This window comes from Polystyrenella longa (assembly GCF_007750395.1).
Taxonomy (GTDB): Bacteria; Planctomycetota; Planctomycetia; order Planctomycetales; family Planctomycetaceae; genus Polystyrenella; species Polystyrenella longa.
The window spans coordinates 5,251,239-5,273,568 of record NZ_CP036281.1; the positions used below are offsets into that span (position 1 = coordinate 5,251,239).

General features: G+C 49.7%; 16 protein-coding genes. 8 read left to right on the top strand and 8 right to left on the bottom strand.

Annotated elements, in window-relative coordinates; all coding sequences use genetic code 11:
• Window positions 1–340: 340 nt before the first annotated feature.
• Window positions 341–943 carry a glycine cleavage system protein R gene (locus Pla110_RS19400; protein ID WP_144998287.1) on the top strand — a complete coding sequence of 201 codons (603 nt, stop codon included), beginning with the start codon at window positions 341–343 and terminating at the stop codon, window positions 941–943.
• A 123-nt stretch (window positions 944–1,066) separates the two neighbouring features.
• On the top strand, window positions 1,067–2,440 hold the full coding sequence (locus Pla110_RS19405; RefSeq protein WP_144998289.1) for a PFL family protein: 1,374 nt from the start codon (window positions 1,067–1,069) through the stop codon (window positions 2,438–2,440).
• Window positions 2,441–2,548: 108 nt separating this feature from the next.
• Here the strand turns inward: Pla110_RS19405 and Pla110_RS19410 are convergent, their stop codons facing one another.
• A complete protein-coding gene (locus tag Pla110_RS19410; protein WP_144998291.1) occupies window positions 2,549–3,310 on the bottom strand; it encodes a hypothetical protein in 762 nt (253 codons plus the stop codon).
• A gap of 335 nt (window positions 3,311–3,645) precedes the next feature.
• A complete protein-coding gene (locus Pla110_RS19415) occupies window positions 3,646–4,908 on the bottom strand; it encodes an Nramp family divalent metal transporter (protein WP_197440308.1) in 1,263 nt (420 codons plus the stop codon).
• Window positions 4,909–5,549: 641 nt separating this feature from the next.
• Here Pla110_RS19415 and Pla110_RS19420 point away from each other — a divergent pair.
• Entirely contained in the window at window positions 5,550–6,014 is a 465-nt protein-coding gene (locus Pla110_RS19420; RefSeq protein ID WP_144998295.1) for a hypothetical protein, read from the top strand.
• Between the two features lie 418 nt (window positions 6,015–6,432).
• Window positions 6,433–7,983, top strand: coding sequence for a 2-isopropylmalate synthase (locus Pla110_RS19425; RefSeq protein WP_144998297.1), 1,551 nt, complete (start codon window positions 6,433–6,435; stop codon window positions 7,981–7,983).
• Window positions 7,984–8,265: 282 nt separating this feature from the next.
• On the opposite strand, the gene Pla110_RS19430 is transcribed toward Pla110_RS19425, so the two are convergent.
• Genes Pla110_RS19430 through Pla110_RS19440 form a run of 3 tightly spaced genes read right to left on the bottom strand, consistent with a single transcriptional unit; the run spans window position 8,266 to window position 12,381 of the window.
• A complete protein-coding gene (locus Pla110_RS19430; RefSeq protein WP_144998299.1) occupies window positions 8,266–10,461 on the bottom strand; it encodes a hypothetical protein in 2,196 nt (731 codons plus the stop codon).
• A 44-nt stretch (window positions 10,462–10,505) separates the two neighbouring features.
• Window positions 10,506–11,996, bottom strand: coding sequence for a M56 family metallopeptidase (locus Pla110_RS19435; RefSeq protein ID WP_144998300.1), 1,491 nt, complete (start codon window positions 11,994–11,996; stop codon window positions 10,506–10,508).
• Window positions 11,986–12,381 (bottom strand): BlaI/MecI/CopY family transcriptional regulator, encoded by a 396-nt coding sequence (locus Pla110_RS19440; RefSeq protein ID WP_144998302.1) that lies wholly within the window; start codon window positions 12,379–12,381, stop codon window positions 11,986–11,988. Before Pla110_RS19440 ends, Pla110_RS19435 begins: the two co-directional genes overlap by 11 nt.
• 186 nt (window positions 12,382–12,567) lie before the next feature.
• Here Pla110_RS19440 and Pla110_RS19445 point away from each other — a divergent pair, with 186 nt between their 5' ends.
• The 4 genes from Pla110_RS19445 to Pla110_RS19460 all read left to right on the top strand — a co-directional run bounded on the left by Pla110_RS19445 (window position 12,568) and on the right by Pla110_RS19460 (window position 17,357).
• Window positions 12,568–12,966 (top strand): GntR family transcriptional regulator, encoded by a 399-nt coding sequence (locus Pla110_RS19445; protein WP_197440309.1) that lies wholly within the window; start codon window positions 12,568–12,570, stop codon window positions 12,964–12,966.
• A gap of 143 nt (window positions 12,967–13,109) precedes the next feature.
• Window positions 13,110–14,024, top strand: a complete 915-nt coding sequence (locus tag Pla110_RS19450; protein WP_144998306.1) for an ABC transporter ATP-binding protein — start codon at window positions 13,110–13,112, stop codon at window positions 14,022–14,024.
• Between the two features lie 53 nt (window positions 14,025–14,077).
• Entirely contained in the window at window positions 14,078–15,739 is a 1,662-nt protein-coding gene (locus Pla110_RS19455) for a hypothetical protein (RefSeq protein WP_144998308.1), read from the top strand.
• Window positions 15,740–15,944: 205 nt separating this feature from the next.
• Window positions 15,945–17,357 (top strand): hypothetical protein, encoded by a 1,413-nt coding sequence (locus Pla110_RS19460; protein ID WP_231742626.1) that lies wholly within the window; start codon window positions 15,945–15,947, stop codon window positions 17,355–17,357.
• A gap of 29 nt (window positions 17,358–17,386) precedes the next feature.
• On the opposite strand, the gene Pla110_RS19465 is transcribed toward Pla110_RS19460, so the two are convergent.
• From Pla110_RS19465 to Pla110_RS19475, 3 genes are all read right to left on the bottom strand, one after another.
• The gene (locus tag Pla110_RS19465; RefSeq protein ID WP_144998312.1) at window positions 17,387–17,956 is read right to left on the bottom strand and encodes a cob(I)yrinic acid a,c-diamide adenosyltransferase; all 570 of its coding nucleotides are present in this window, start codon (window positions 17,954–17,956) and stop codon (window positions 17,387–17,389) included.
• A 134-nt stretch (window positions 17,957–18,090) separates the two neighbouring features.
• Complete coding sequence (locus tag Pla110_RS19470; RefSeq protein WP_144998314.1) at window positions 18,091–20,868, bottom strand: tetratricopeptide repeat protein; 2,778 nt, start codon at window positions 20,866–20,868, stop codon at window positions 18,091–18,093.
• A gap of 416 nt (window positions 20,869–21,284) precedes the next feature.
• Window positions 21,285–22,244: an aldose 1-epimerase gene (locus Pla110_RS19475; RefSeq protein WP_144998316.1), complete on the bottom strand. Its 960-nt coding sequence runs from the start codon at window positions 22,242–22,244 to the stop codon at window positions 21,285–21,287.
• Window positions 22,245–22,330: the final 86 nt, after the last annotated feature.

A 22,330-nucleotide genomic window follows, 5' to 3' on the forward strand; every position in this document is an offset into this window, starting at 1 on the left:
TCAGTTTTCGTGAATATGCCCTTCTGCTTTCCATGTGAATTCTTATTGAGCTTCGGTCGCCTTCATTTTAAGCCGCTGTTCATGTCCACGCCGACGTTGGTGGACCTTTCTCACAAGATCGCAGACAAAATACGAGTCTACCTGAGTCATCTCTGACAATGGCCTCGTATCGATCAGTCAGTACAGAGGAAACCGAGCGTTTCACTTCGAAGGCTTTTCGGGGGAAGCCCCACCGGATATAAAGCAAGTCTCATCACACGCGACCGCATCTGCATCGTCCTCGTTGACTAAATTAACGGGGGATTTAACCTCGGGGCGGTTACCTGACAGGGAATGAATCATGACCAAACGCTACATTATCACGCTGATGGCGGCCAACCGAGTCGGAATTCTTTCGGCGGTAACCACGGGCCTGGCGGAACTGGGCGCAAATCTGATGGAAGTGAGCCAGACTGTCCTCAATGGGTTCTTCACCATCATTCTGGATGCCGAATTCCCAGGACATCGTTCGCCGGACGTAATCGTAGCGCACTTGAAAGACTTTTGCCGACCTTACGGTGTGGAAATCGATCTGAAAGATCCGGAAGAAGAAGAATTACAGAATATGACCGAAGGAGACTTCGAACGATTTTTCCTGACCGTCACTGGCAATGATGAACCAGGAATGATTCGACAGATTTCGGCCCGTATTTCTCAGGAAGGAATTGATATTTCCGACCTGTATGCCAAACGGCAACCGGACACTTCCTTTGTGATGGTGATGGAACTGAGCGTCCCACTGGGGATTGATGTACTGGTGCTCAAAAACGATTTGGAAGCGGTCTGCATCAAAGAAGGTTTGACCGTGACCTTACAGCATGAAAACATCTTCGCTGCGACGAACGACCCGCGACCGATTCGCCTGCTTCCAGTGAAAGCGGTCCACGACTTGTATGCCGAATAGCTTAATGGCTCGACACTCGACTTTTGGCGACATTGCTCAGAGACTCCATCTAGTGATTTCACTCTGACGGTTTCGGTTCCCAACTTCCTCCAATGAACGACTTCTTTCGAAAGTGATTTTTAGATGCCCCGTACCGACGACATCCTGTCTACATTACGGATGGTGAAACAGGAAAACCTAGACGTCCGCACGGTGACGATGGGGATCAATCTGTTTCACTGTATCGATCGTAATCTCGAAACTCTCTGCAATAACATTTACGAAAGAATTACAACTTCCGCCAAGGACTTACACAGTACCTGTGAAACCGTATCTACCCGGTACGGGATTCCAATCGTCAATAAACGATTGGCGGTGACACCTATCCAACGGATCGGCGATGGTTTTCGTCCGGAAGAACTGGTCCAGATCGCCCACACACTCGACCGCGCTGCTGCTGCTGTTGGTGTGGATCTCATTGGAGGTTTCTCGGCTCTCGTCCATTCAGGACATACGCAAGGCGCGCTCAACTTGATTGAGTCGCTCCCCGAAGTCCTTTCTCAGACGGAACGAGTCTGTGCCTCGGTGAATGTCGGCACTACCAAATCGGGCATCAATATGAACATACTCAGCCTGCTGGGTAAAAAAATCATTGAGATCGCCAACGCCACCAGCGACCGTCAGGGGTTTGGTGCCGCCAAACTCGTCGTCTTTGCTAATGCTCCGGAAGACAATCCATTTATGGCGGGGGCATTTCATGGCGATGCGGGAGCGGATACGGTCATTCATATCGGTGTCAGCGGACCAGGAGTGGTCAAACGAGGTCTCGAACGTTTCCTCGAAGCGGTCCCCGGCTGTACTCTTGACGAGATCGCCTCTGAAATTAAATGCACCTCTTTTCGCGTGACTCGTGTGGGTGAGCTGATTGGGCGCGAAGTCGCGGCACGCTTGGGAGTGAAATTCGGAATCGTCGATCTTTCTCTCGCCCCTACCCCGAAAGTGGGAGACTCGATTGGAGAGATTCTGGAACTCGTCGGCTTAAAACATGTCGGTGTCCCTGGCTCCACTGCAGTCCTGGCCATGCTGAACGATGCGGTCAAAAAAGGAGGAGTTTTCGCCTCTTCTTCCGTAGGCGGTTTATCCGGTGCGTTTGTACCCGTGATGGAAGATGCCTCGCTTGCCGATGCGGCGAAAAAAGGTTTCTTGACCATCGAAAAACTAGAGGCGATGACCTCCGTCTGCTCTGTTGGCCTCGATATGGTTCCAGTTCCAGGAGATATCGATCCCGATACTCTGGCCGCGCTGATGGCGGATGAAATTGCGATCGGTGTGTTTAACAATAAAACAACAGCAACGCGGATCGTTCCCATCCCAGGCAAGAGGGCGGGCGAACACGTCTCCTTTGGTGGTTTGTTTGGTGAATCAGTCATCATGAATGTTCCGGGTAACGGTTGCAGTGCCAGTTTCGTGGGTCGTGGCGGACATATCCCGGCACCGATTCAGAGTTTGCGGAATTAAAATCAGTCGCTGCGTAACACACGCGATACATTGATTTCCTTACAAACAAAAACAGCCGCGAATAAATTTCGCGGCTGTTTTATTATATATCCAGTTCGAATTAAACCGTTACTTCGTCAAGAAGACGGAAGGAACAGGAGACAGTGTAGAGGGAACAGGTACTGGAACCGTCGTTGCCGGGAGTGGAACCTGATCCACACCAACGTCGTTCATCAAGTGATGTAACGTCGACTCGATCTGCTGCATTTTGGAACCGATTCCCCTGTTGCCCACCTGAAAGTGCTGGTGGCGAGACCAGCCGCGAACATCTTCTTCAATGTGATGGAAGAGGGCATCCATTCCGTTCAGTTGTTGCTTAATCGCGTTGTGGTTGTGTTGATGCTCTTGAGCATGGACGTATTGAGCGACTTGATACAACTGATACGCTTCGGCGTAAGTCTCACGAAAACCATGATTGTGAGAGTAGTTGTAGTGCATATCCAACAGGAAGTATTTCATCTGGGTTTCCAGTTGGCTGGCCAGATCATCAACGTGTGAAAAACTACCGAACCCAACTACCTCCGGTTGAGGTACAACGCCATTACCAAGTAAGACGGTCTTCGGACTGAAGTAGTACTTGCCATTGCGGATGAAGTAGGTTTCTCGATTATGGAAATGCCGGGTGGAAGGGAAAAACCGGTCCGAATCTTCGCGGACGACATCATGGTGATACCGGCCCACGACATGTCCGTGAGAATCGCGAATAACGTGATCGTGGTGATCGACTTGGTAACGTCGAGGAAAGAAATCCCGATACTGGGCCGAAGCGGACTGAACAGCGACGAAGAAAGTACAAACTGCGAGTCCCAGGGCGAGGCGTAATGGAGTCATGTCAACTATCCTTCATATAATAGGTTCGACAATTCAAATCACCTGATTTCGACATTCCTTTGTCCGGGCCACCTTCCTGAAGTCCCTGTGACCAATACCAGAAAGTGCAAACAGCGATCCAATACAGCCTGAACAAAACAGGATTATTAAATCCAATTTTACTTTAAGGCTACAATAATAGCGTTCGAGGTGATTTCGTTTTTCTCAAAATCGAAACGTGGGCAATTCAGAAATAATAAAACGAATATCATTCCGATGACACTCTGTCGCGAATTTGTCACTCATTCAAACCACACCGGTAGGCCGAAAACCTATTCTGGCATTGACAGAACACCTCAACCGGCAAGTTGTTCGGCAGCCAGATAGAGAAAAAACAGCAATGTCAGCACCAGGGCCACGTTGGTAGCGCGACGGTTACGTCCTTGCCCCGGCAGGTATCGCCCCGATCCCAGCAGAAGAAGCAGAATCACAGCCAGCATGGGAACAAAAAATGCGCCCAGCACCGCATAGAGTTTCTGGGCATGCTCAAATTTCGTGAAGAGTCCCAGAATTGGGAGCGTCGCCAGGGCGTACAGATAGAACTTATAAGTCGGAAGCTCCTGGGTAATTTTCGTAACTTTGTCTCTGGCAAAGGACTGATTCCAGAAATCGGCGAAGAGATAAGGAACTGACTGCCAGACTCCGAGCAAACTACTGAAAACAGCCCCCCACGTCCCAATCAGGAACAGCCATTTGATGACGAGGGACCAACTTCCCAGACTCGGATTGCCAGCGAGTTGATCACTCAGTCCGAGTAGAAGACTTGTCCCCGTCGCCGAGCTTTCCACATGGCTCCCAATAATGACCATCGCCATTCCAAAGAGAGCGGTCATCACATAACCCACGCCGAGGTCGAGCCGCATTGATTTCAAATCGTCGAGCGATTGCTCGCCCGATTCACGAATCCAGTAACCGTAACAGAGCACGGTGACCGTTCCACCAACGCCGCCTATCAACGCGACTGTCCAACTCAGCCCTTCAGGATGATCAGTCGGAATGACGGGAATGACCATACCCTGCAACGTGGCGAACCAATCGTCGTGTATCAACACCGTGATCACCATGACGACGAAAAACATGAGACCGATGCAGACCGCCATCAACTTTTCGAAGAGTTGAAAACCTCCTCTCCTTACCAGCAGGAGAGCAACCACCGAATGAACGATGCCATAGACGATCTTGCTTTCGGTCGTTTCCAACCCTGTAATCGGCGCAATAGTGGCGGAGATAACCCCAATCGCGTTGAGCAAGGCACTGCCGACAAAGAAGCTCCAGACGAGCAGGTAGACAAGAAATATCGGTTTGGTAAATCTACCGAATCGCTTGATCGCCCCTTCCAGTAACGTCTCACCACTGGCTAATTGCCAGCGGGCCAGCCCTTCGGTGAGCATGAATTTGAGAGTCGCTCCCACGAGCACTGCCCAGAGGACGGACGTGCCCAGTTTGTTTCCCGCAATTGCTCCCCCCGCCAGATCACCCGCACCGACCCCGGTGGCGGCAACCAGAATACCGGGACCGAATCTGGCCAGCAGTTTTTTTTTCGGAGACGGTTCACTCACAGAAATATCGCTTTCGACTCATTTTAAAGGGTTCAATTGAGACCACTCGATCTCGGATTTTCCAATCCAGAACCATGTTGCCAGAAAACATCGTGTATACAGGAGCGTAGGAATTCAATGTTAAGAGATGTGAATGCGGAAGTTACGGCCACTTGAGGTTAAAACAGGTAAGCCACGTGATGTATTTCTGCAACGTCGGTCATTTCCATCGAAACGACTGCCAAAAGAATTTCCATTTCACGGATCGCTCTGTATTGTAGGGAAACAGGCGATTAACACAGTCAATCCAGTCGGTGAGACGAACCCGAATCCCCGGATTGGCACACGAGTCGCAATAAAAACAATTATCAAACAATCGAAGACAACACTCTCTTCTTCGGAAGAGTTGTTTATAAATCAGTTTCTCTCTGAAAAACCTCGCCACTGCACCCGGCGGGGTTTTTCTGTGCGCGGTGGGGTACAGCACCTTTTTCCGGCCAACAACCCTCAGAACTCTTTCTATATCTAGTTAGAGTGGAGCATTTGTTCGTTTAAATGTAAGCTGCCTTACAGAAGAGAACGGCTTCAATGCCGATAATGAGAAGAGTGGAACAGGTAGCTTCACGCACGAAGTGAACAAAGGGTTAGTTCAAGGCTGGGTTATGAACGAGCAAGAAAAGATCAATTTTGAAAAACCGGCTCTCGACTGGCAAAATTGTCAGCAGGGTGAGATCGGTAAAGTTTCCTCATTTTTGAAGCGTCGGCGTCGTCGGCATACCGTCAGCAGAGCAGTAACGGTGGGGGCCATTCTTCTGGCCGTCGGCGGGTTGGGCTGGTTTGCCTTGATTGGAAATGAGCCGGGTGGACGGCAAATCGCGGGTCTGCACTGCAACGAAGTTTTTGAGCATACGGATGAGCTTTTTCAGGGTGAATTGAACCCGGGTGCTGTTGATCAAATTACAGCGCACCTGGAAGCATGCCCTGGATGCGTGCTCCATATGGAAGAAGTTCGGGTCGAATTTGAAAATCGGACCGGTCAAAAGGCAAAATATCGATTTAACCCCGAACCCGAAGTCGCCGCCGAGGCTCATTTCGAGGGAGTGAGCCAACTGGTCAGCCTACGCTGAACATGGCCCTTGCTGAGACTATCGACTTGACCGTATTCTGGATCAGTTGTATAGTTGGACCCGTACAGGGTGGTTTTAGCCATTCTGTCAAAATCAGAACGCTAGCCAAAATCTTTTCATCAGATTGAACTGAAATCGAAATGACAGGCATCTTCCTACTGAACCTGCTACTATTAGCCCCTTCCGGAGACGGACGGTCTTAGGTTCAATGGATACTGCCTTTCCAGTATAAACTAAAGCCCTGAGGTCCCCGTTGATCTCAGGGCTTTTTTTGTTTTGCGGGCGTGAGACACCCGAAGCCGATGAAGCTAGAGCCAATCGAGAACAGGTTGAACCGAATCTCGCGACTTTTCATTCTTTGAAATCGACACTTTTACAACACTCTTCTATTTAACACTCTTCAAAGGGAGTCCCAGCTATGTCGGGTGATATTGTCACCATCTTCGACACCACTTTGCGTGACGGCGAACAATCTCCGGGTTGCAGTATGAATACTGCCGAAAAACTGGAAATCGCCAAAGCGCTGGTTGAGCTGGGGGTCGACGTAATGGAAGCCGGATTCCCGATTGCCTCTCCCGGCGACTTTGAGGCGGTCAGTCAAATCGCCCAGCAATATGGCGACCGAACCACCATCTGTGCGTTAGCCCGTTGCCGTAAGGAAGACATCGACCGAGCGTGGGAAGCGATTAAACATGCCGAGAAAAAACGGATCCATGTTTTCCTCGCCACGAGCGCTATCCATCGCGAGCATAAACTCAAGATGACCAAAGAAGACATCATCCAACGTGCTGTCGAGATGGTGAAACGGGCCGCCGGGTATTGTCAGGATGTGGAGTTCTCTCCAGAAGATGCTGTCCGCACGGAACTCGACTTTCTCACCGAAGTTGTCGAACGCGCTATCGAAGCGGGGGCGACGACAGTCAACATTCCGGACACAGTCGGTTACGCTGTTCCCAGCCAATATTACAACTGCATTCGACACCTCAAAGAGAACGTCCGGAATATCGAGAAGGCCGTCATCAGCACACACTGTCACGATGACCTGGGCATGGCCGTTTCCAATAGCCTTGCTGCCGTCGAAGCGGGTGCACGGCAGATTGAATGTACGATCAACGGTATCGGTGAACGAGCGGGGAACGCCGCGCTCGAAGAAGTCGTTATGGCACTTCGCACCCGTAGCGAGTTCTATAAATGTTCCACGAACATCGACACCAAACGCCTCTATCCAACATCGCATCTCTTAACGACGATCACCGGTATGAAAGTGCAGCGGAACAAAGCGATCGTCGGTCGCAATGCGTTCGCTCACGAGTCGGGCATTCATCAACACGGAATGTTGCAGCACAGTGAGACGTACGAGATCATGAAACCGGAGGACGTCGGTTACCGGGGAACGAGTCTTGTTCTCGGGAAACATAGTGGCCGACATGCCTTTCGCAACCGGCTGCAGGAACTTGGCTATGAGCTCGACGACAGCGCCTTCCAGCGAGTCTTCCAGGACTTCATAAACCTGGCCGACAAAAAGAAAGAAGTCTACGATGCTGACATCGTCGCATTAATTGAAAACCAGTTGGGCGACACGGTCGACCCCTGGAAGATGGTCAGCTTCCACACTTCGGCTGGTTCAGGAAATATTCCTACAGCCACGATCCAACTCGAAGATGCTGAAGGCAAAGTTCACTGCGACGCCGCAACAGGCGACGGTCCGGTGGACGCGGTCTTCTGGGCACTCGAGCGCATCACGGGGATTGCAGCCAGCCTGCAGGATTACCAGGTTCGCTCGGTCTCTCACGGTAAAGACGCCCTCGGGGAAGTCGATGTTGAAATCATCGTCGGTGACCGCTCCTACCATGGTAAAGGCGTCAGCACCGACATCATCGAAGCGAGTGCCCGTGCTTACCTGAAAGCCCTGTGCCGCTTCGAACAACAACGGTTGAACGACAAACCGGCAGTGATTGAGGCCCCGTAACTTCAATGTAGGGTAGCCCGGACAATCTCGACAGAGTTGTCCGGGTCTCACTTCTTGCTTTTGATTATCAGTGCGAACACATTACGGCTTCACAATGGTTTCCCCCAATCCACAACGCCGTGATTGCTCAGCAAAGATTGATCGCTTCATTTAAAGCAATCGTGGAGTTATGCGGCTGGGAGCTAATAATACTGGCCATGCCATCACATTGCTGGACAAGCCAGACAGTGGCACCCCGCGTTGATTGTTAACGAAACTATTGATGTGACGTTTCGACGCGAATTAGTGCCGTGCCTCGCGCTGTCCCAACAGCTCTTTGATCTCCCGAACATCGTTCCGGAGATCGCGGATTTGTTCGTGCAGTTCCTTCATTTCGTCGAGGAGATGTTTCATCGCATTAGAATCGGGGCGTGGCGGATGCATTTCACGCTCCAATTCTTGTACCATCCGTTCGGTCCGTTCCCATAGTTCACGAGATTGTTCGACTTCTCCTGCGCTAGAGAGAAGCACTGCGGCTTCGCGTAACTGTTTGATGCGAGCTAACTGCTTGTCTCGTTCTCGCGTCACGACTGGACCGAAAATAGGGCTTTCACTATTTATGCCAAAACCTGCTTCGGGTGAGGAGCTCGACTGGGCCCCAGAAAACTCTTGAGTGCCGAGAGCCGGTTTTTGCTTCAAACCTGCCACATTTCCGATACCTTTATCAGAGTGAAAGTATTCCTCTGCTTCCCGGTTGTTTCCCTCCTTGAATTCAAAAGCTGTTTCTTTCACATTTTGAATGACGGATTGAGTGGTTGGTTCCGCGTTATCTTGAGACTCAGAAATCCTTTTTATCTCAATCAACTTTTGTTCAACATCATCCAATTCTGATTGTAGATTTTTTATGAATTTGTTGCGGTCTTTTTCATAAGATTGACCACCAGATTCCCCTCGGAGTTCATTGATGCGGGTGAGGATATTAGCTTTTCTGAATTGAAGGACGTCCTGCTGGGTCTCAAAGAGCCGCAGATTCGCATCAATTTCACTCAGCTTGAGATCTGATTTTCCACCAATATTACTCGAAACCGCATTTAACAGGTTCTGAACTGGGAGAGGAATGTCTCCCAGTTCAAGCTTGAGTTCATCGCCTGCTTTCTGAAGGTCTTGCGTTCTAATCTGTCCATACAGATACTCTCGCATCAATTTCAGCGCCTCATCACCAATCGCAAGGATTTCTTTATCTCCGTGTCGCAACTTACTGAGCATCGAGTATTTACTTTGAATTCGTTCCTGCAATGAAGCCCAGGTGAACCGGTCGTCGTTGAACAAGATTACCATATCAGGATGAATCTCCTTTGCCATCCCACCAAAAGGCAAAGGGATCATCACAGCCGGTGGCTGTTCGTCGAGCGGAAGTTTCTGTTCTTCCTCTTCGACATTCCCAAATACGATTTCTCCGTAAACACCACTTTCGCTGTTTACACCGACACCACATAAGACCTGGGAACCGCTACTGTCAATCACGTTAGACATCTTCAAGTTTCGAACTGGATTTGCATCGTCGTCGAGTAGGAGCTCTTCCGTTGTTTTCACAAAACTGTCAGAGGACTTCGACTTATTCGGTTTTGTATGCACGGCTTCTCCAGAACCGTCAATCATTTCGACCTCGGGAACCTCGACTGCGACCATTGTTTCCACATCCACGTGTCTAATAATGAGTGCAGATAGCGAATCCTGGATGAGCTCATCTAAGCTTTTTATTAAACTTTGTCGACGATCTTCCAGCGTCCCAACTGAATCAGAATCATCTTCTGCCATTTGGTTTGAAAGTCCATCGATCAACGAATGTAAACGCTGAATCATTTCTCCGTTTTCAGTGTTGTAGTGCGACTGGTTGTTCTCACGGTTCCTATCAACATCTGCGATAACTTTTTTCATAGATTCCGTTAGATCAGTTTGATCCAACTTGAGTAGCTGGTTTACCTTTACTACGCCCTGAGATTTAATGTGAAATAAAACTAGATTTTCGACACCGACACGATCTACAAGGGTAGCCTTTAATTTTTTAACGTTAGATCGCGTAGGGTAATCCTTTATTGGCCCCGACTCCAGTCGTGCCGATATCTCTGATATCGAGCCCCGAAGGGAACTTGCTAACTCCTCCCAGAGATAAATTTCTCCGCCGATCTTGATAGCGAGATGATCGTTGATTCTAACCTGAGTAACGCGTTCAACTACAGGCTTATAGATGGCAGCAATACTCGACTCTTTAACGCGGTGAAGATTGACTTCGGACTGCAGGTCCTCGCTCTCTTCATCCAATAAGCTTTCGGCTTTGACTATTTCCTGTCGAGATTCAATACCGATTATTGGGTCCTCCTCAACAACCGCATCAAAGTCCTGTCCCGGAGCAATTTGAGGTTGGAAAGTGATCCTTGTACCCTGAAGGACGCTTAGAGAGATTACGATCAACAATAAAAACAGGTAAAACCGTTTCATAATGTTTCCTTTCGTGGATCGGTAAATTCGATTCCTATCGACTATCAGTTCGAAAGATTACTCAATACATCCCATCGACGCTGCAACTCTTCCAAGCGTTGGTTGAGTTCTTCCGTTTGTTGATGAACTTTTTCTGTGTGCTCCCGTACGGCAGGCGGTTGTGTTTGTGATAAGTTATTGATCTCTGCCGCCTCAGCATGAAGCAAGTTTGCTTCAGTACGGATTTGCTGAAGGTATTCGCTGACCGCGGTATTGAGCACAGTCTCGTCCTGCTGAACATCGTCGGACTGAGTCTGGGTTTGGGTCACCTTCAGACTGGATGTTTCCGCTGAAAGTTCGATCGTAGGCATGACAAACAGAAGTATTGCCAGCGTTCCCAGACAGGCAATACAAGCGAGACGGTGCTGCCAGCGAGAAGGCGGAACGAGGCCGTCGTCTTCGAGAAGCTGTTCTACGCGTCTGGTGAGTTGACTGCCTCCCGATCCAGTGACTGTTAACACCAACGGAACAGGCCGAGTGCGGGTGCGACTGGCGATAGAAGTCAGCGAACGGGCGAGAGCAAATCGGTCGATCCCGTGAGACAGAGCCCAGGCATCGCACATCGATTCGGCCGCGCGTTGCCATTCGCGATGCGCAACGAAGTTCAATGGCTGGAATGGGCAGAGCCAGCAGAGGATGCGGCCCAACCAGAGCCAACTGATGTCATGCCGAACGAGATGAGCCAGTTCATGTGCAAGTACGGCTTCAAGTTCGTCGTGCGACAACTCGTCTTCGATCCCGAGAGGCAAGAGAATCTGACCACGCCGAAAACCAGTCGCAGCCGGTTCCGTAATTTCTTCAAGCTGATACAAATGAACCAATCTGCGAACGTGACTCCGCTTCAGTAAGTCGTGGAGCAATTCGAAAAGGGGGCCTTCGGTAAGCGGTTGCGACTTTCTCAATGCTCTGTTGAGGTACGAATAACTGGCGAGTAGATGGACGATTCCCCAAAGTCCAAGTCCACCGATCAACAGGCAAACAGCCCAGAGAAGGTTCATCCCCGTGGAGAACCATGCCGAGTAGCCAAGGGGCAACACCGGCAGCGACGCACCTTCATCGGAGTCATTGTCATTGTCATTGATCAAGTCCAGTTCGACTGGCAATTTCGTGAGATTGCCTGAGGCGATTTCAGGACCGTCATCGTTGATAAGGGTTTCCCCCTGTTCACGTACTCTCTCTCCATCGAAATGGTTGGAAAGAGAGGTCAACTCTTGATCCGGCAGAGGATACGAAGGTTTCCGCTCCTCGACTGTTTCCAGGACGAAGGCGCTAAGCAACCGCTCAGGTTCAATTTCCCAGCGTTGGGTCGTTATGGCTGTCTGGAGACAAACCGTGATTAGCGGTGCGATCGCGGCGATCTTCCAAACCGTTTCTCTAATAGCAGGATTTCTTGCCATACTCAGTCGTAAAATGAGCCATGCCAGCCCGAGCGTAAACGTCGAATGCAGTAGATAGGTCAGGAGCAGTGAACCGGCGAAGTAGAATTCAGTCGTCACCTTTCACCTCCCGTTCCTTCTGACGGATCAGCTTTTTAAGACGGGTGAGTTCAGCCTGATCGACTTCGCAGCCTTCCAGGAGATGGCTGACCATCGTCTCCAGATCACCTCTGAATAACTTTTGAGCGAGGTCGGTGACCATCGATCGCGAGACTTGATCGCGGCGAAGTTGCGGGCGATAGCTGAGTACACGCCCTTTGCTTTCGCGGGTGACGTGGCCGCTTTTTTCCAGTTTGGTCAGCATGGTCGCGACGGTGGTATAAGCGAGTTTACGCCCGTCCGCTTCTAACTGGTCCCGCACGTCGGCGACGGTTGCCTCGTCGCGATCCCACAACACCTGCATGATTGCCAGCTGCAAATCGGCGAGATGTACCTCCCTGGGCATGTCCTTCTCCTTAACTAGAAAGCTTCTGAATCCACATCTACCACTGAGGTAGTATCATTACTACTACAGTAGAAGACTACAAGGGGAATTTCCTGCCTGTTGATTTTTATCCAGAAAAGAGTTGACGGCCCAAAGTGATTACTGTTATATATGTGTAATCAATTGGTCGTAATAAAGGAAACCATCATGTTCCTCAGAATTGAAAAAGGCTCGGCTGTTCCGATCTCCCGGCAGATCAGTTCGCAGATCACCGCCCTTTGTCTGTCGGAGCAATTGCAACCGGGCGACAAGCTTCCCTCAGTACGGGAACTCGCGCGAGAGCTAACCGTAAACCAGAACACGATTCTGCGTGTTTACGAAAAGCTGACTGCGGAAGGGATTCTCGACAAGCGTCACGGTGCGGGCACGTTCGTTGCCGACTCGCCACCATTGCGACAGTTGAAGGAACAACGTGAACTGTTCTTTGACGAGTGGCAGCAGCTCGTCCGACAGGGATTGTCGCTCGGTCTGACGAAAGCAGAATTGAAGAAAATGCTATCCGCCGCTTTGGCGAACGACGACACCCCTGTCTCTTCGAGTTCTTAAAAGTAGTTCAAAACCCTCTGATGGGTCATTTTTACACTGTTTTTATAGAGTTTTAGACGGCCTCAATCCTGTTTTAAAATGGCCTCTAATCACCTTCTCTGGTAATTCCGTTTCGGTTGTTTTTCTTCGTGGGGAGATTCACCATGTCAGAAACTGTACTTCAGGTAAATCAGCTTTGTAAATCCTACGGGAAAGAGCAGGTATTACAGAACCTTTCTTTCAATATAGAACAGGGACAGATCGTTGCCCTGTTGGGACGCAACGGAGCAGGAAAAACGACGACCATTCGTGCCTTGATGGGATTAATCGAACCGAATTCGGGAGACATCAATCTCCTTGGATTTTCACCCCAGGCTCAGCCAATTGAGATTCGAAAACGGATAGGTTACCTGGCGGAAGACCAGAAAATGTACGGTTGGATGACAGTGATTGAAACCATTCAATTCGTCTCCGCATTTTTCGAGAACTGGGATCACAACCGGGTCCGCACCTTGCTTCAGCAATTTGAACTTCCTCCGGGTGCCCGAGTGAAAACGTTATCCAAAGGGCAGAATATCCGCCTGGGGTTGCTGTTGGCACTCGCTCATCACCCGCAGATGGTCATCCTGGACGATCCAGTGCTCGGCCTTGATCCGATCATGCGAAAGGAATTCAACCGGGACTTGATCACCCACCTGCAAGCCGAGAACTGCACCGTCCTTTACAGCTCACATCTACTGTATGAAGTCGAACCGATTGCTGATGTCGTGATGATTTTGAACGAAGGCCGTATACTCCGGCAAGCGGCAACGGAAGAACTGAAGGAAGACGTCAAACGCTTGATCTTCTCCAAGGGAACGGCCCCGCTGGGAAGTCAAAAGATGCGAGTGATCGACGTGGAACAACGGGCCAAGCACCTGGCATTAATAGTAGAGAACTTTCAAGAGGTCAAAGCGGAGCTGGATAAACGCAGGATTTCCTACGAGGTGCAGGACTTAAACCTCGACGAGATTTTTGAAGCCTACGTCAGCGGACGATCCGAGCTTCCCTACAACCAACCCGATGCGGTCGAAGTCTAATCCACCCGATCCGTGATTACGATCAATCACTTTCATCAACAGGGGCGACGACTATGTCTCCACAATTGAAAACTCTGATCTGGAAAGAATGGCGGCAGCAACGGAAGTACTTCTGGGTTGTGCTGTTGCTGTTGGTCGGTTTTGAAGTCGCTTTTCTGATGATCAATCCAGAAATGTCGATGACTCTGTTTATGATGTCGGTGACAACATCCCCCTTTCTGGCGATCGTCATTGGAAGCCAAATCGTCGTTTCGGAAACTTCCCTGGGAACGGACACTTTTTTTCAGTCTCTCCCGGCAAACCGACGGCTACAGGCCTGGGTGAAACTTTTCGTAGGTGCTTTCGTACTTATTGGTCCACTAATTATTTCTTATGCGATCTATGGGTCGCTTCTATTTGTATTGGATTCTCTCAATGCGTTCTCTCCCGAAAGCAGACACGACTTATTTCAGGGTCAGGGGAAAGACGAGTCGTTTTACTATTTCCTGTTTCGATTCTGTATGCTCGGACTCTCGTTTGCCTTGGCGTTCTATATTTGGACAGTTTCGATTGCCGCAAACTGTCGTACTTTCATTAAGGCCTGTGGGTTAGGTATCCTCAATTTGGTAATGTGGGTTTTCAATCTGTCAGTCTCAAGTGAATATGTCCTATCGATAACGCGAGAATCACCTTCCGCAGCACGTGATCTATATCTGGTCGCGTTCAATGCCATTAATCCTCTCTTGGGCGTCATTTTTGTTGATGATCGTCCATCAGGACTAAGCGCAGATTGGGATGTATTCCAGTCGTTCCCGGGCGTCCTCATTCTGTCTGGAACAGTGGGAGTGTACTCTTATTTGATACTCCGCTTCGTAAGACTCTTTGGAACTGAAGCCAAGCCATCGAAAAAAGATCTGGTCGAACGAGTCACATCCAAACTCAGTAGTGTGTGGGAGACGCGACGAACGGCAAGGTTGGAACGTGCGGCATCCAATGCAACCGCTCGTTCCCCTTCAATCACCTGGCTACTCCTCATGCAGCAGGTGCGATCACATAAATGGCTGCTCTTGCTACTTCTGTTTTTAGGGTGTTACATGGGAGTCGTTCCCGTATTCAATGAATGGAGTCACTCCGGGTTGTATTATCTAAAACGGGAGGTGGTTTCGATTCTCTCCGTCTTGTTTTTGATTATTGGTTTACCGGCGGCTCTGCTTCTGGGGACGACCACGTTGATGCAAGACCGTTCTGTTGAAGTTCAATCCTTCTGGAGATCGTTGCCATTCTCTCCGTTGCGATGGTTACTGACTAAATACGCAGTAACCTTTCTTATGGCACTCCTATGTCTGCTCGGGCCATACGTGCTGATGAATATTTTCTTCGAAGCATACGGATGGCCTACCATCATTTTGCTGCGTGGCACGCTTTTTCTTCTAGCCCATTTCACATTGGCAGCGACGATGTTCTGGATGGTCGGCAACCCGGTGCAGTCTATGGTACTGACAGTTGGGTATTCGGCAGTTGTCCAGGCCGTGGTCGTTACTATTATTCAACGCGGTCTCGAATTCGTCCCTTTTAATTTCTTCGAATCGAATCTCGGTCTGGTTATTGAAGTCCTGGTCACCAAGGATAATGAAATCGCAGCTGGAGCATTCTACTTAATCCTAGTGTTGATGTTCATCCCCTCCCTGTCTCTCTTGTTTTCACGGGCGCGGCAGTATCGTTTATCGGCTTGGTAGTTGAAGTCGTTTCTGAATCATGATGACTTCGGTATTGGCAATTTAACACCTGAAATGTTATCTTTTAAGCACATTACTCGACCGCACTTCTTGATCAGTAGGTCATAGAAATATCAAAATAGTCCGCTTTCCTGTTGTCTTCTGATTTCATCCTATAAACGAGGCGAAGAGGTTGACCAGATATCTATTCAATATCGTGACCGCAATGCTTCTGTTTTGGGGATACCCCTCCTGCGTCGCAGCTCAGGAATTCTCATCGGGATCAACAGAGCCAAATCCTGACGCCCATATCAACACTGAATTATTGAACGAACTTCTCATCTTGATTAAAACGCGTGAGGAGCAATTGCGATTTGTTGATTTGACTTGGGTGAAGAAAAAACAGGCTCATCTGGACGAGCACAGGAAGTTTCATCAGGACCGTGAGCAGACGCATAAGAATCTGATTGAGTACGCCAGATCCCAGGGGATCAGCGTACCGCCTGAACAATGGGAACGGGCTACCGACGATGACATCATTAACGTCTGGTACAGTAAGGAGCGTCAGGCTTTTGATGCTCGCGGGAATCTTATAGGGGATATCTATTGTGAAAATTATGTTGAATCAGATCAGGAACCTTCAACTTGGAAGATCCGGAAGATTTGGAATGGAGAATATTGGGAATCCTATTTTCGCGAGCAGGAATCCCCGGATCACCCTGACGTCATTTTGGGACATCAGAGTAGACCCACTCGCCTTGTTGTCTTAGGAACGCTGGCACCGAATCTATTCAGCAATTCTGTCCAACTTGCGAATGGAAATGCATACGACCATCTTACCGGTACGGGATCACTGCCACAAACTGAAGGCTGGTCCGATATCCTGACAGAAGCGAAGAATCAAAACAGGATTGTAAGTTGCTCTCCGCCAGAAAATAATCCTGATTCAAAACAGGTTATGATCGATTTCTGGATCTCGGTAGAGCCCTATATTTACCGTACCCAAGCAACCTTCAGTTTGACTGAAGGGGGGCGACCAGTGAGGGTTATTGATGCCTCAAGCGCAAATAAAATCGACTCCATTGAAAGAGTCGTTGCGGAGGCGAACAGTGTTTACAAATTCGAATGGTTGAAAGCTAAGTTAGTTTCGGAGTCTTTATGGGTTCCGTTTCTGTTGCACGAGGAAACAACTCGAAACGAGCCTGTCTGGCTTACCAAGGGGGATGCTCCATTTAAAAAGAATCCTGAATCAACAGGCGACCAGGATCTCTCTGTGATTTCCATCGACTGGTCACAAACCCCCAAACGTAGCTACTTGATGGGATCCGCCGAGACAAGACTGAAACATTTCGAACAACTCTCACCAGAACGAGATCTGTTAGCAGAGCCGATTCTCTACCCAGCTGGAACTCGGGTACAGGACAGTCGACAAAGGCCAATGGCCTATTACGAACTCTCTGAAGAGACGGAAGCGACTAATAGAGCGAATACCAAAGCACTTCCTCTGCACATGACAACGCGAATTCCATCCGTCATTCGTACAGACCTAAACCAATTCGACTATATTCCTTACGTCATTGTGGGCATTTTCGCTGTCGTCGCTATTGTCCTTGTTATTGTTTTCGGACATCGAAGTTAAATGCGTAGACAACGCATGCATGATTACCACTAACGGTTCTTACCCGGTACCCATAGCACGTCGTCGCGACCGTTGTTGTTGGCGAGACGGCCGTAGACGAAGAGTAAATCCGATAGTCGGTTCAGGTAGATAAGAACCTGCGAGTTGACGGGCTCTTCGGCGTGTAGTTTGAGCACCGAGATTTCAGCGCGACGACAGATGGTGCGGGCCAGGTGAAGATAAGCCGAGGCAGGGGAGCCACCGGGAAGGATGAAGCTCTCAAGTGGTTCCAGACTTTCGTTTGCGTGGTCGATGGCTGCTTCCAGACGCTCGGGCTGGGAAGCCACGACGCGTAAGGGTTCATATTCCCGTGGCTCATCGCTTTCCGGCATACAGAGGTCGGCCCCGACGTCAAACAGATCATTCTGTACGACAGTAAGCGTTCCCTGAATTTCTGCCGGTAGCTCGGTTGTCAGTACCACTCCGAGGACCGAGTTCAGTTCGTCGACTTCTCCATACGCAATAATGCGGGCCGCTGTCTTGGGAACACGTTCTCCCGTTCCGAGAGAAGTTTCGCCACGGTCGCCACTTTTAGTGTAGATGCGATTGAGATAAACCACCGTCTGTTTCCAATCCGTACATGTAAGACGAGTATTCGATTTTGCGCATCGATCATGGAGAGCCCATGAAAAACCATTCGACAGGAAATGATGCGTTTCTGGCCGTCCCGTTGTAGAACTGCAGATGGGAAAAATCAACCTGCTGCCGGCCAGTCTGATATTTTGCGAAATTCCTCATTGTCGTGCAGGGAATTGAGATCGGGATCTTTCCGCATCCAATCCAGTTCGTCAAAACCATTCGTGATGGACCGCCTCAGGGCCTCGATCGCTTTCGTCTCGTATTCCTCAGCAATGGACTCGAGGTTCTCCGGGGCCTCTTCGGTTCCGGCTTTTGCCCTGAGCAATTCCAGAGCGACACCGTAGACGCACGCGCTGTTATAGACAAAGTAGTTTGTATTGAGTTGCCCGTCTTCGAAGAAATGTTCTTTCTTTTCTAACATTGCGAACGCACCTTCTGGATCATCCTGTCGAACAAGAATCAGGGCCGTCCCGGTGATCGCCATCTGATCGCGAGGGTCGTGGACGAGTGCTTTCTGAAAGTCGTCTTTTGCTTCCTTATACTTCTCCAGCTTCAAGTAAGCATTTCCTCGACCGGACCAGGCTGTTGGAAGCTCCGGATCGATTTCGATCGCTTTAGTAAAGTCGGTGAGCGCTTCTTCGTAGTCATCTTCCTGCATTTTCAGGCTGGCCATTTGCAGATACTGTCTAGCGGGGGATGAGTTCCAGATGATCAGCAGTTTCTCATAAGCACGACGTTGCTTATTCCGATCTCCCTGCAAGCTCGCTCTTTGAAGTGAGGCTTTGACTTCGGGGGTTCTCAACTGTTCCATCGCACTGAGCAGATAGTTGATACTGGTGGGATTATTGCTTTCCTCGAAAGATTTGATCAGTAGTGCCACAGCCTCTTCGCTGCCTTCTTCAATTAAATTATTAATTGCGGCACGCATGAGACTGTGTTCATTCGACGCGAGTGCCTGTTTGGAAAGCTCGACTGCTGCGGGAGAACTCAATTCCCACAAACTGGCAAGAGCGATCGCCTGTTCCTGAGTATCTAATTTGGGATAAATCTCGGTTAATTTTGAGGCCACATTCTGATCACCGATCTGAGCTAGGGTTCTCAAAATATTGCGACGTTCCGGATTTCGTTTTTCCAGGTAAGGCAGCAAATGGGGAATCGCTTCCTGACTTTTGGTCTGAATGAGCAGCTCGTGCATCTCGGGTGTTGGGGGATCTGTTTGTAAATGCTGGAGTGTATAGTTGAGGGCTAACGTTTCACTCTCAGGATCATTTCGGTTGGCGAGTATAAGAAAGGCGATCCGTTGAATTTCTTCGTCCCGATTCTGCAATGATTTTTCCAGCACATCCAGTAATTGGGGATGTCCAATGCGGTTCAAAGCCTGCAGCGCCTCTGAGTGATAGTCGTTATCTGTCTCTTCCGTCAGGAATTGATAAATCGTTTCGGACCAGATAGGTCGCGGATTCTGCGAGAGAATTTTGACGAATTCTGTTTTCGACTCGGGAGGTTCATTATTCAAAATACTGAGTAGACGCTGATGAGCTTCTCCAAATCGGGAGGCTGCCAGACTGTCGATCGCTAACCCCGAAAGGCCTGTGATATTCCGACGAACAAGGTCCTCCAGTTTGAGGAACGCTGTTTCATTATTGAAATGTCGAAGAGCGTAAATAGCCGCCTTCTGCATAGCTGGGTCGTCGGCATCAGCCAGATCAATGACCAAAGCGAGTTGGTCGTCCATCAGCCGGGCACCACCATGTTTGAGAGCAACGACGCGCGTGAATGGGTGACCGGTTTTGATCTCCTCGACCAGTTCATTTCGGGGGAGATTTTCATAGACAGATTTGAGGGCTTCTTCGACTGCTTCTGCAGTTGTGGCGTGCACTCGAGTACCGTTGGTCGCTGTGCGAGAACGAGTACGGTGATTGTCCAAATCGGGCAAATCCGCAATGTGTAGTTCTCGAATGCTGACAGGGAATGAAGGATAAGCTTGCAGCTGCGTCACCGCGTTGCTTCCTGCAGACTGTGCTTGTGCGAGTAACCAATTCTGCAGACTAGCATCTGAGATTGAGCCAGTCTCGGCGAACCGAATCACAAATCGAGAGATCCTGTTTTCAGTTAACTTCGTCACCTTTTCAACAAGGCTCCCAATACTGAGGTTGTCGACGATCCCGTTCACAGTGATCAGCCCCAGACTTTTACGAGGTCCGATCTGTTCGATGGCCACATCCAACCGGCGTTCAGCTGCTTCGTTGATAGAGAATTCGAAAGGTGGGTGGTTATCAGATTTGATTGTCAGTTTCAGATCAGGCACGCTCTGGTTGTAAGGCAACTCGTTAAAAAGAACCCAAGTGGAGCGGGCGGAGCCGGGCTGGATCGTCAGGTTGGTCAACAGGGAAAGTTTCTGAAGTTGAAACATTTGCCCCTCGGACTGAAAAGCTTGATTGCGAAGTTTCTTCGGATCTTCAACCTGTTTGTATTCGGTGCCATCCACCGTAAGAGTGAGCGAGTCACTGGAGATGTTAATCGGTTTTTCCGTCAGATTCAGACAGGTGAGATTGGCGACGAAAAATTTAATTCGCTGGTTATTGGATGCATTTGTCTGACCATAATACGGATGTTCCAACTGCAGATAGAGTTGTTGTTTCTCCGGATCAGTTGGAATTTGGCCGGGAGGCGTTTTGAAGTCGGCGGTTTTCAATTTCAGGTCGCGCAGTTCCTGTTCGACTTTGTTCAGTCTACCGACGGCCTGCTGCAACCGACTCTGCAGCTCCTGCATTTCCACTTTTGGATTTGCCTCGGGAGCCGGGCTCGCTTCAGGCGTATCCTGAGCGCGTATTAGTCCGGGGAGTAGAGAAAGAATGACTACCAGGAGGAGGGTTCGGCCATGTCGAATCATTTCAAAGCTTTCTGAAGATCGCTCTGCTGGTCCAGAATCGTATTTGCTCACCCTCTCATTTTCAGCTGAACCCTAGGTCGGATTCAGCCTAAAGGGAACGCGGACGACCTCGAGTCAAAGGCATCCGCGGTGAGAGTGTTGACTTGGATTCTGTCCGTATCAGTCCGGAGGTAAAGATAGTGTGACACAGAAAAGAAGGGAATTCATCCAGCGACGGTCACTGAATGAGCTCCTCTTTTTCAGGTATATTTAACTATACGGTACGCTATCGCAGCGGGGTATCCCAATTGCGGAAAAACCTCCCACTCGACCCTAATCCAAAACGGACCAAAAACAGCCTAAGCCTGCAGACAACAATGACTTAGTACCATTGCATGCTATTTGGATTCGATCGTTTGCTTCTCCGATCGAAATGATCAGGCGACGACTTCTTCCACGCCAATTGCAATTTGAAACCGGCAATCCTGCCCTGGTTCCAGAACCTGTAGTCCGGCATCGATGCCTTGCTGCTGCAGATTGATAGCATCGGTGACACAGGTATACGGTTCGAGGCAGATCGCGTCGCGTCCGGGTGGGGTGAACATGACGACTTCGCGGAAGATCGATCCATAACGCTGAGCGACCTGAATTCCCGCATCTTCGTCCATAATGCTGCATTCCAGTTGGTCTTTGTCACCTAAGCCGGTGTAGACATCATCCAGTTTGAGCAAATCGAAGTAGGCTCCTTCGCGGAGATCCTTGTCTTCGGGAACATCGACCTGCTGACCTGTTGGAAGGCAGTCGTTCAGTTCCCACTGTCGTTCGGCATCAAGACTGACGAGACAGTTTCCTGCATGCGAAGAGGAAACGAGGGGCAGTTTGAAGTAAGGATGCGTTCCAAATCCCCAGGGAAGGGGTTTGTCGTCGCAGTTGAGCACCCGGCAATCGGCAGTGAGTACGGCACCACTGATGGAATAACGGACCTCGAGAATAAAATCGGCAGGCCACAGATCTTTACGATCGGGTGCGTCAACGCTCAATTTGAATTGAGCGAGAGCGGAGTTCGTGTCTGATTCAATCAAACGCCAGGGGCGGTCGAGGCAGAAACCGTGAATTGCACTGCCATTGTTATAGGAAACAACGCCTTCAGGCAGGTGATACTCTTTGCCTTCCCAGGTGTAGGTTCCATTGCTGATACGGTTGGGATAGGGGAACAGAATCGGAATACCATTACCACTTGGGCGCTCACCGTTTTCCGGAAACTCAGGGGCAGCGTCGATCACGTCCACCTTTTTGCCCTGTACCACTCCCAGGAACGAGTAGCAGTTGAATCCATATTCAAGACTGATATTCGCTACCGAGCCGGATGATTGGTCCTCAATGGTGATGGTCTTCATGACAATAAGTTTTCCTCGGGGGTGAATGGGTCAGCAAACCTCAAATTCCCGTCATGATAGCTCTTTACCTGAATCACCACTATACC

Bases quoted from the DNA above. Each gene is read 5' to 3' on its own strand.
- Pla110_RS19440 (WP_144998302.1), bottom strand. From the start codon at position 12,381: ATGCCCAGGGAGGTACATCTCGCCGATTTGCAGCTGGCAATCATGCAG.
- Pla110_RS19455 (WP_144998308.1), top strand. From the start codon at position 14,078: ATGTCTCCACAATTGAAAACTCTGATCTGGAAAGAATGGCGGCAGCAA.
- Pla110_RS19460 (WP_231742626.1), top strand. From the start codon at position 15,945: ATGCTTCTGTTTTGGGGATACCCCTCCTGCGTCGCAGCTCAGGAATTC.
- Pla110_RS19400 (WP_144998287.1), top strand. From the start codon at position 341: ATGACCAAACGCTACATTATCACGCTGATGGCGGCCAACCGAGTCGGA.
- Pla110_RS19425 (WP_144998297.1), top strand. From the start codon at position 6,433: ATGTCGGGTGATATTGTCACCATCTTCGACACCACTTTGCGTGACGGC.
- Pla110_RS19420 (WP_144998295.1), top strand. From the start codon at position 5,550: ATGAACGAGCAAGAAAAGATCAATTTTGAAAAACCGGCTCTCGACTGG.
- Pla110_RS19470 (WP_144998314.1), bottom strand. From the start codon at position 20,868: ATGATTCGACATGGCCGAACCCTCCTCCTGGTAGTCATTCTTTCTCTA.
- Pla110_RS19445 (WP_197440309.1), top strand. From the start codon at position 12,568: ATGTTCCTCAGAATTGAAAAAGGCTCGGCTGTTCCGATCTCCCGGCAG.
- Pla110_RS19450 (WP_144998306.1), top strand. From the start codon at position 13,110: ATGTCAGAAACTGTACTTCAGGTAAATCAGCTTTGTAAATCCTACGGG.
- Pla110_RS19475 (WP_144998316.1), bottom strand. From the start codon at position 22,244: ATGAAGACCATCACCATTGAGGACCAATCATCCGGCTCGGTAGCGAAT.
- Pla110_RS19410 (WP_144998291.1), bottom strand. From the start codon at position 3,310: ATGACTCCATTACGCCTCGCCCTGGGACTCGCAGTTTGTACTTTCTTC.
- Pla110_RS19405 (WP_144998289.1), top strand. From the start codon at position 1,067: ATGCCCCGTACCGACGACATCCTGTCTACATTACGGATGGTGAAACAG.
- Pla110_RS19430 (WP_144998299.1), bottom strand. From the start codon at position 10,461: ATGAAACGGTTTTACCTGTTTTTATTGTTGATCGTAATCTCTCTAAGC.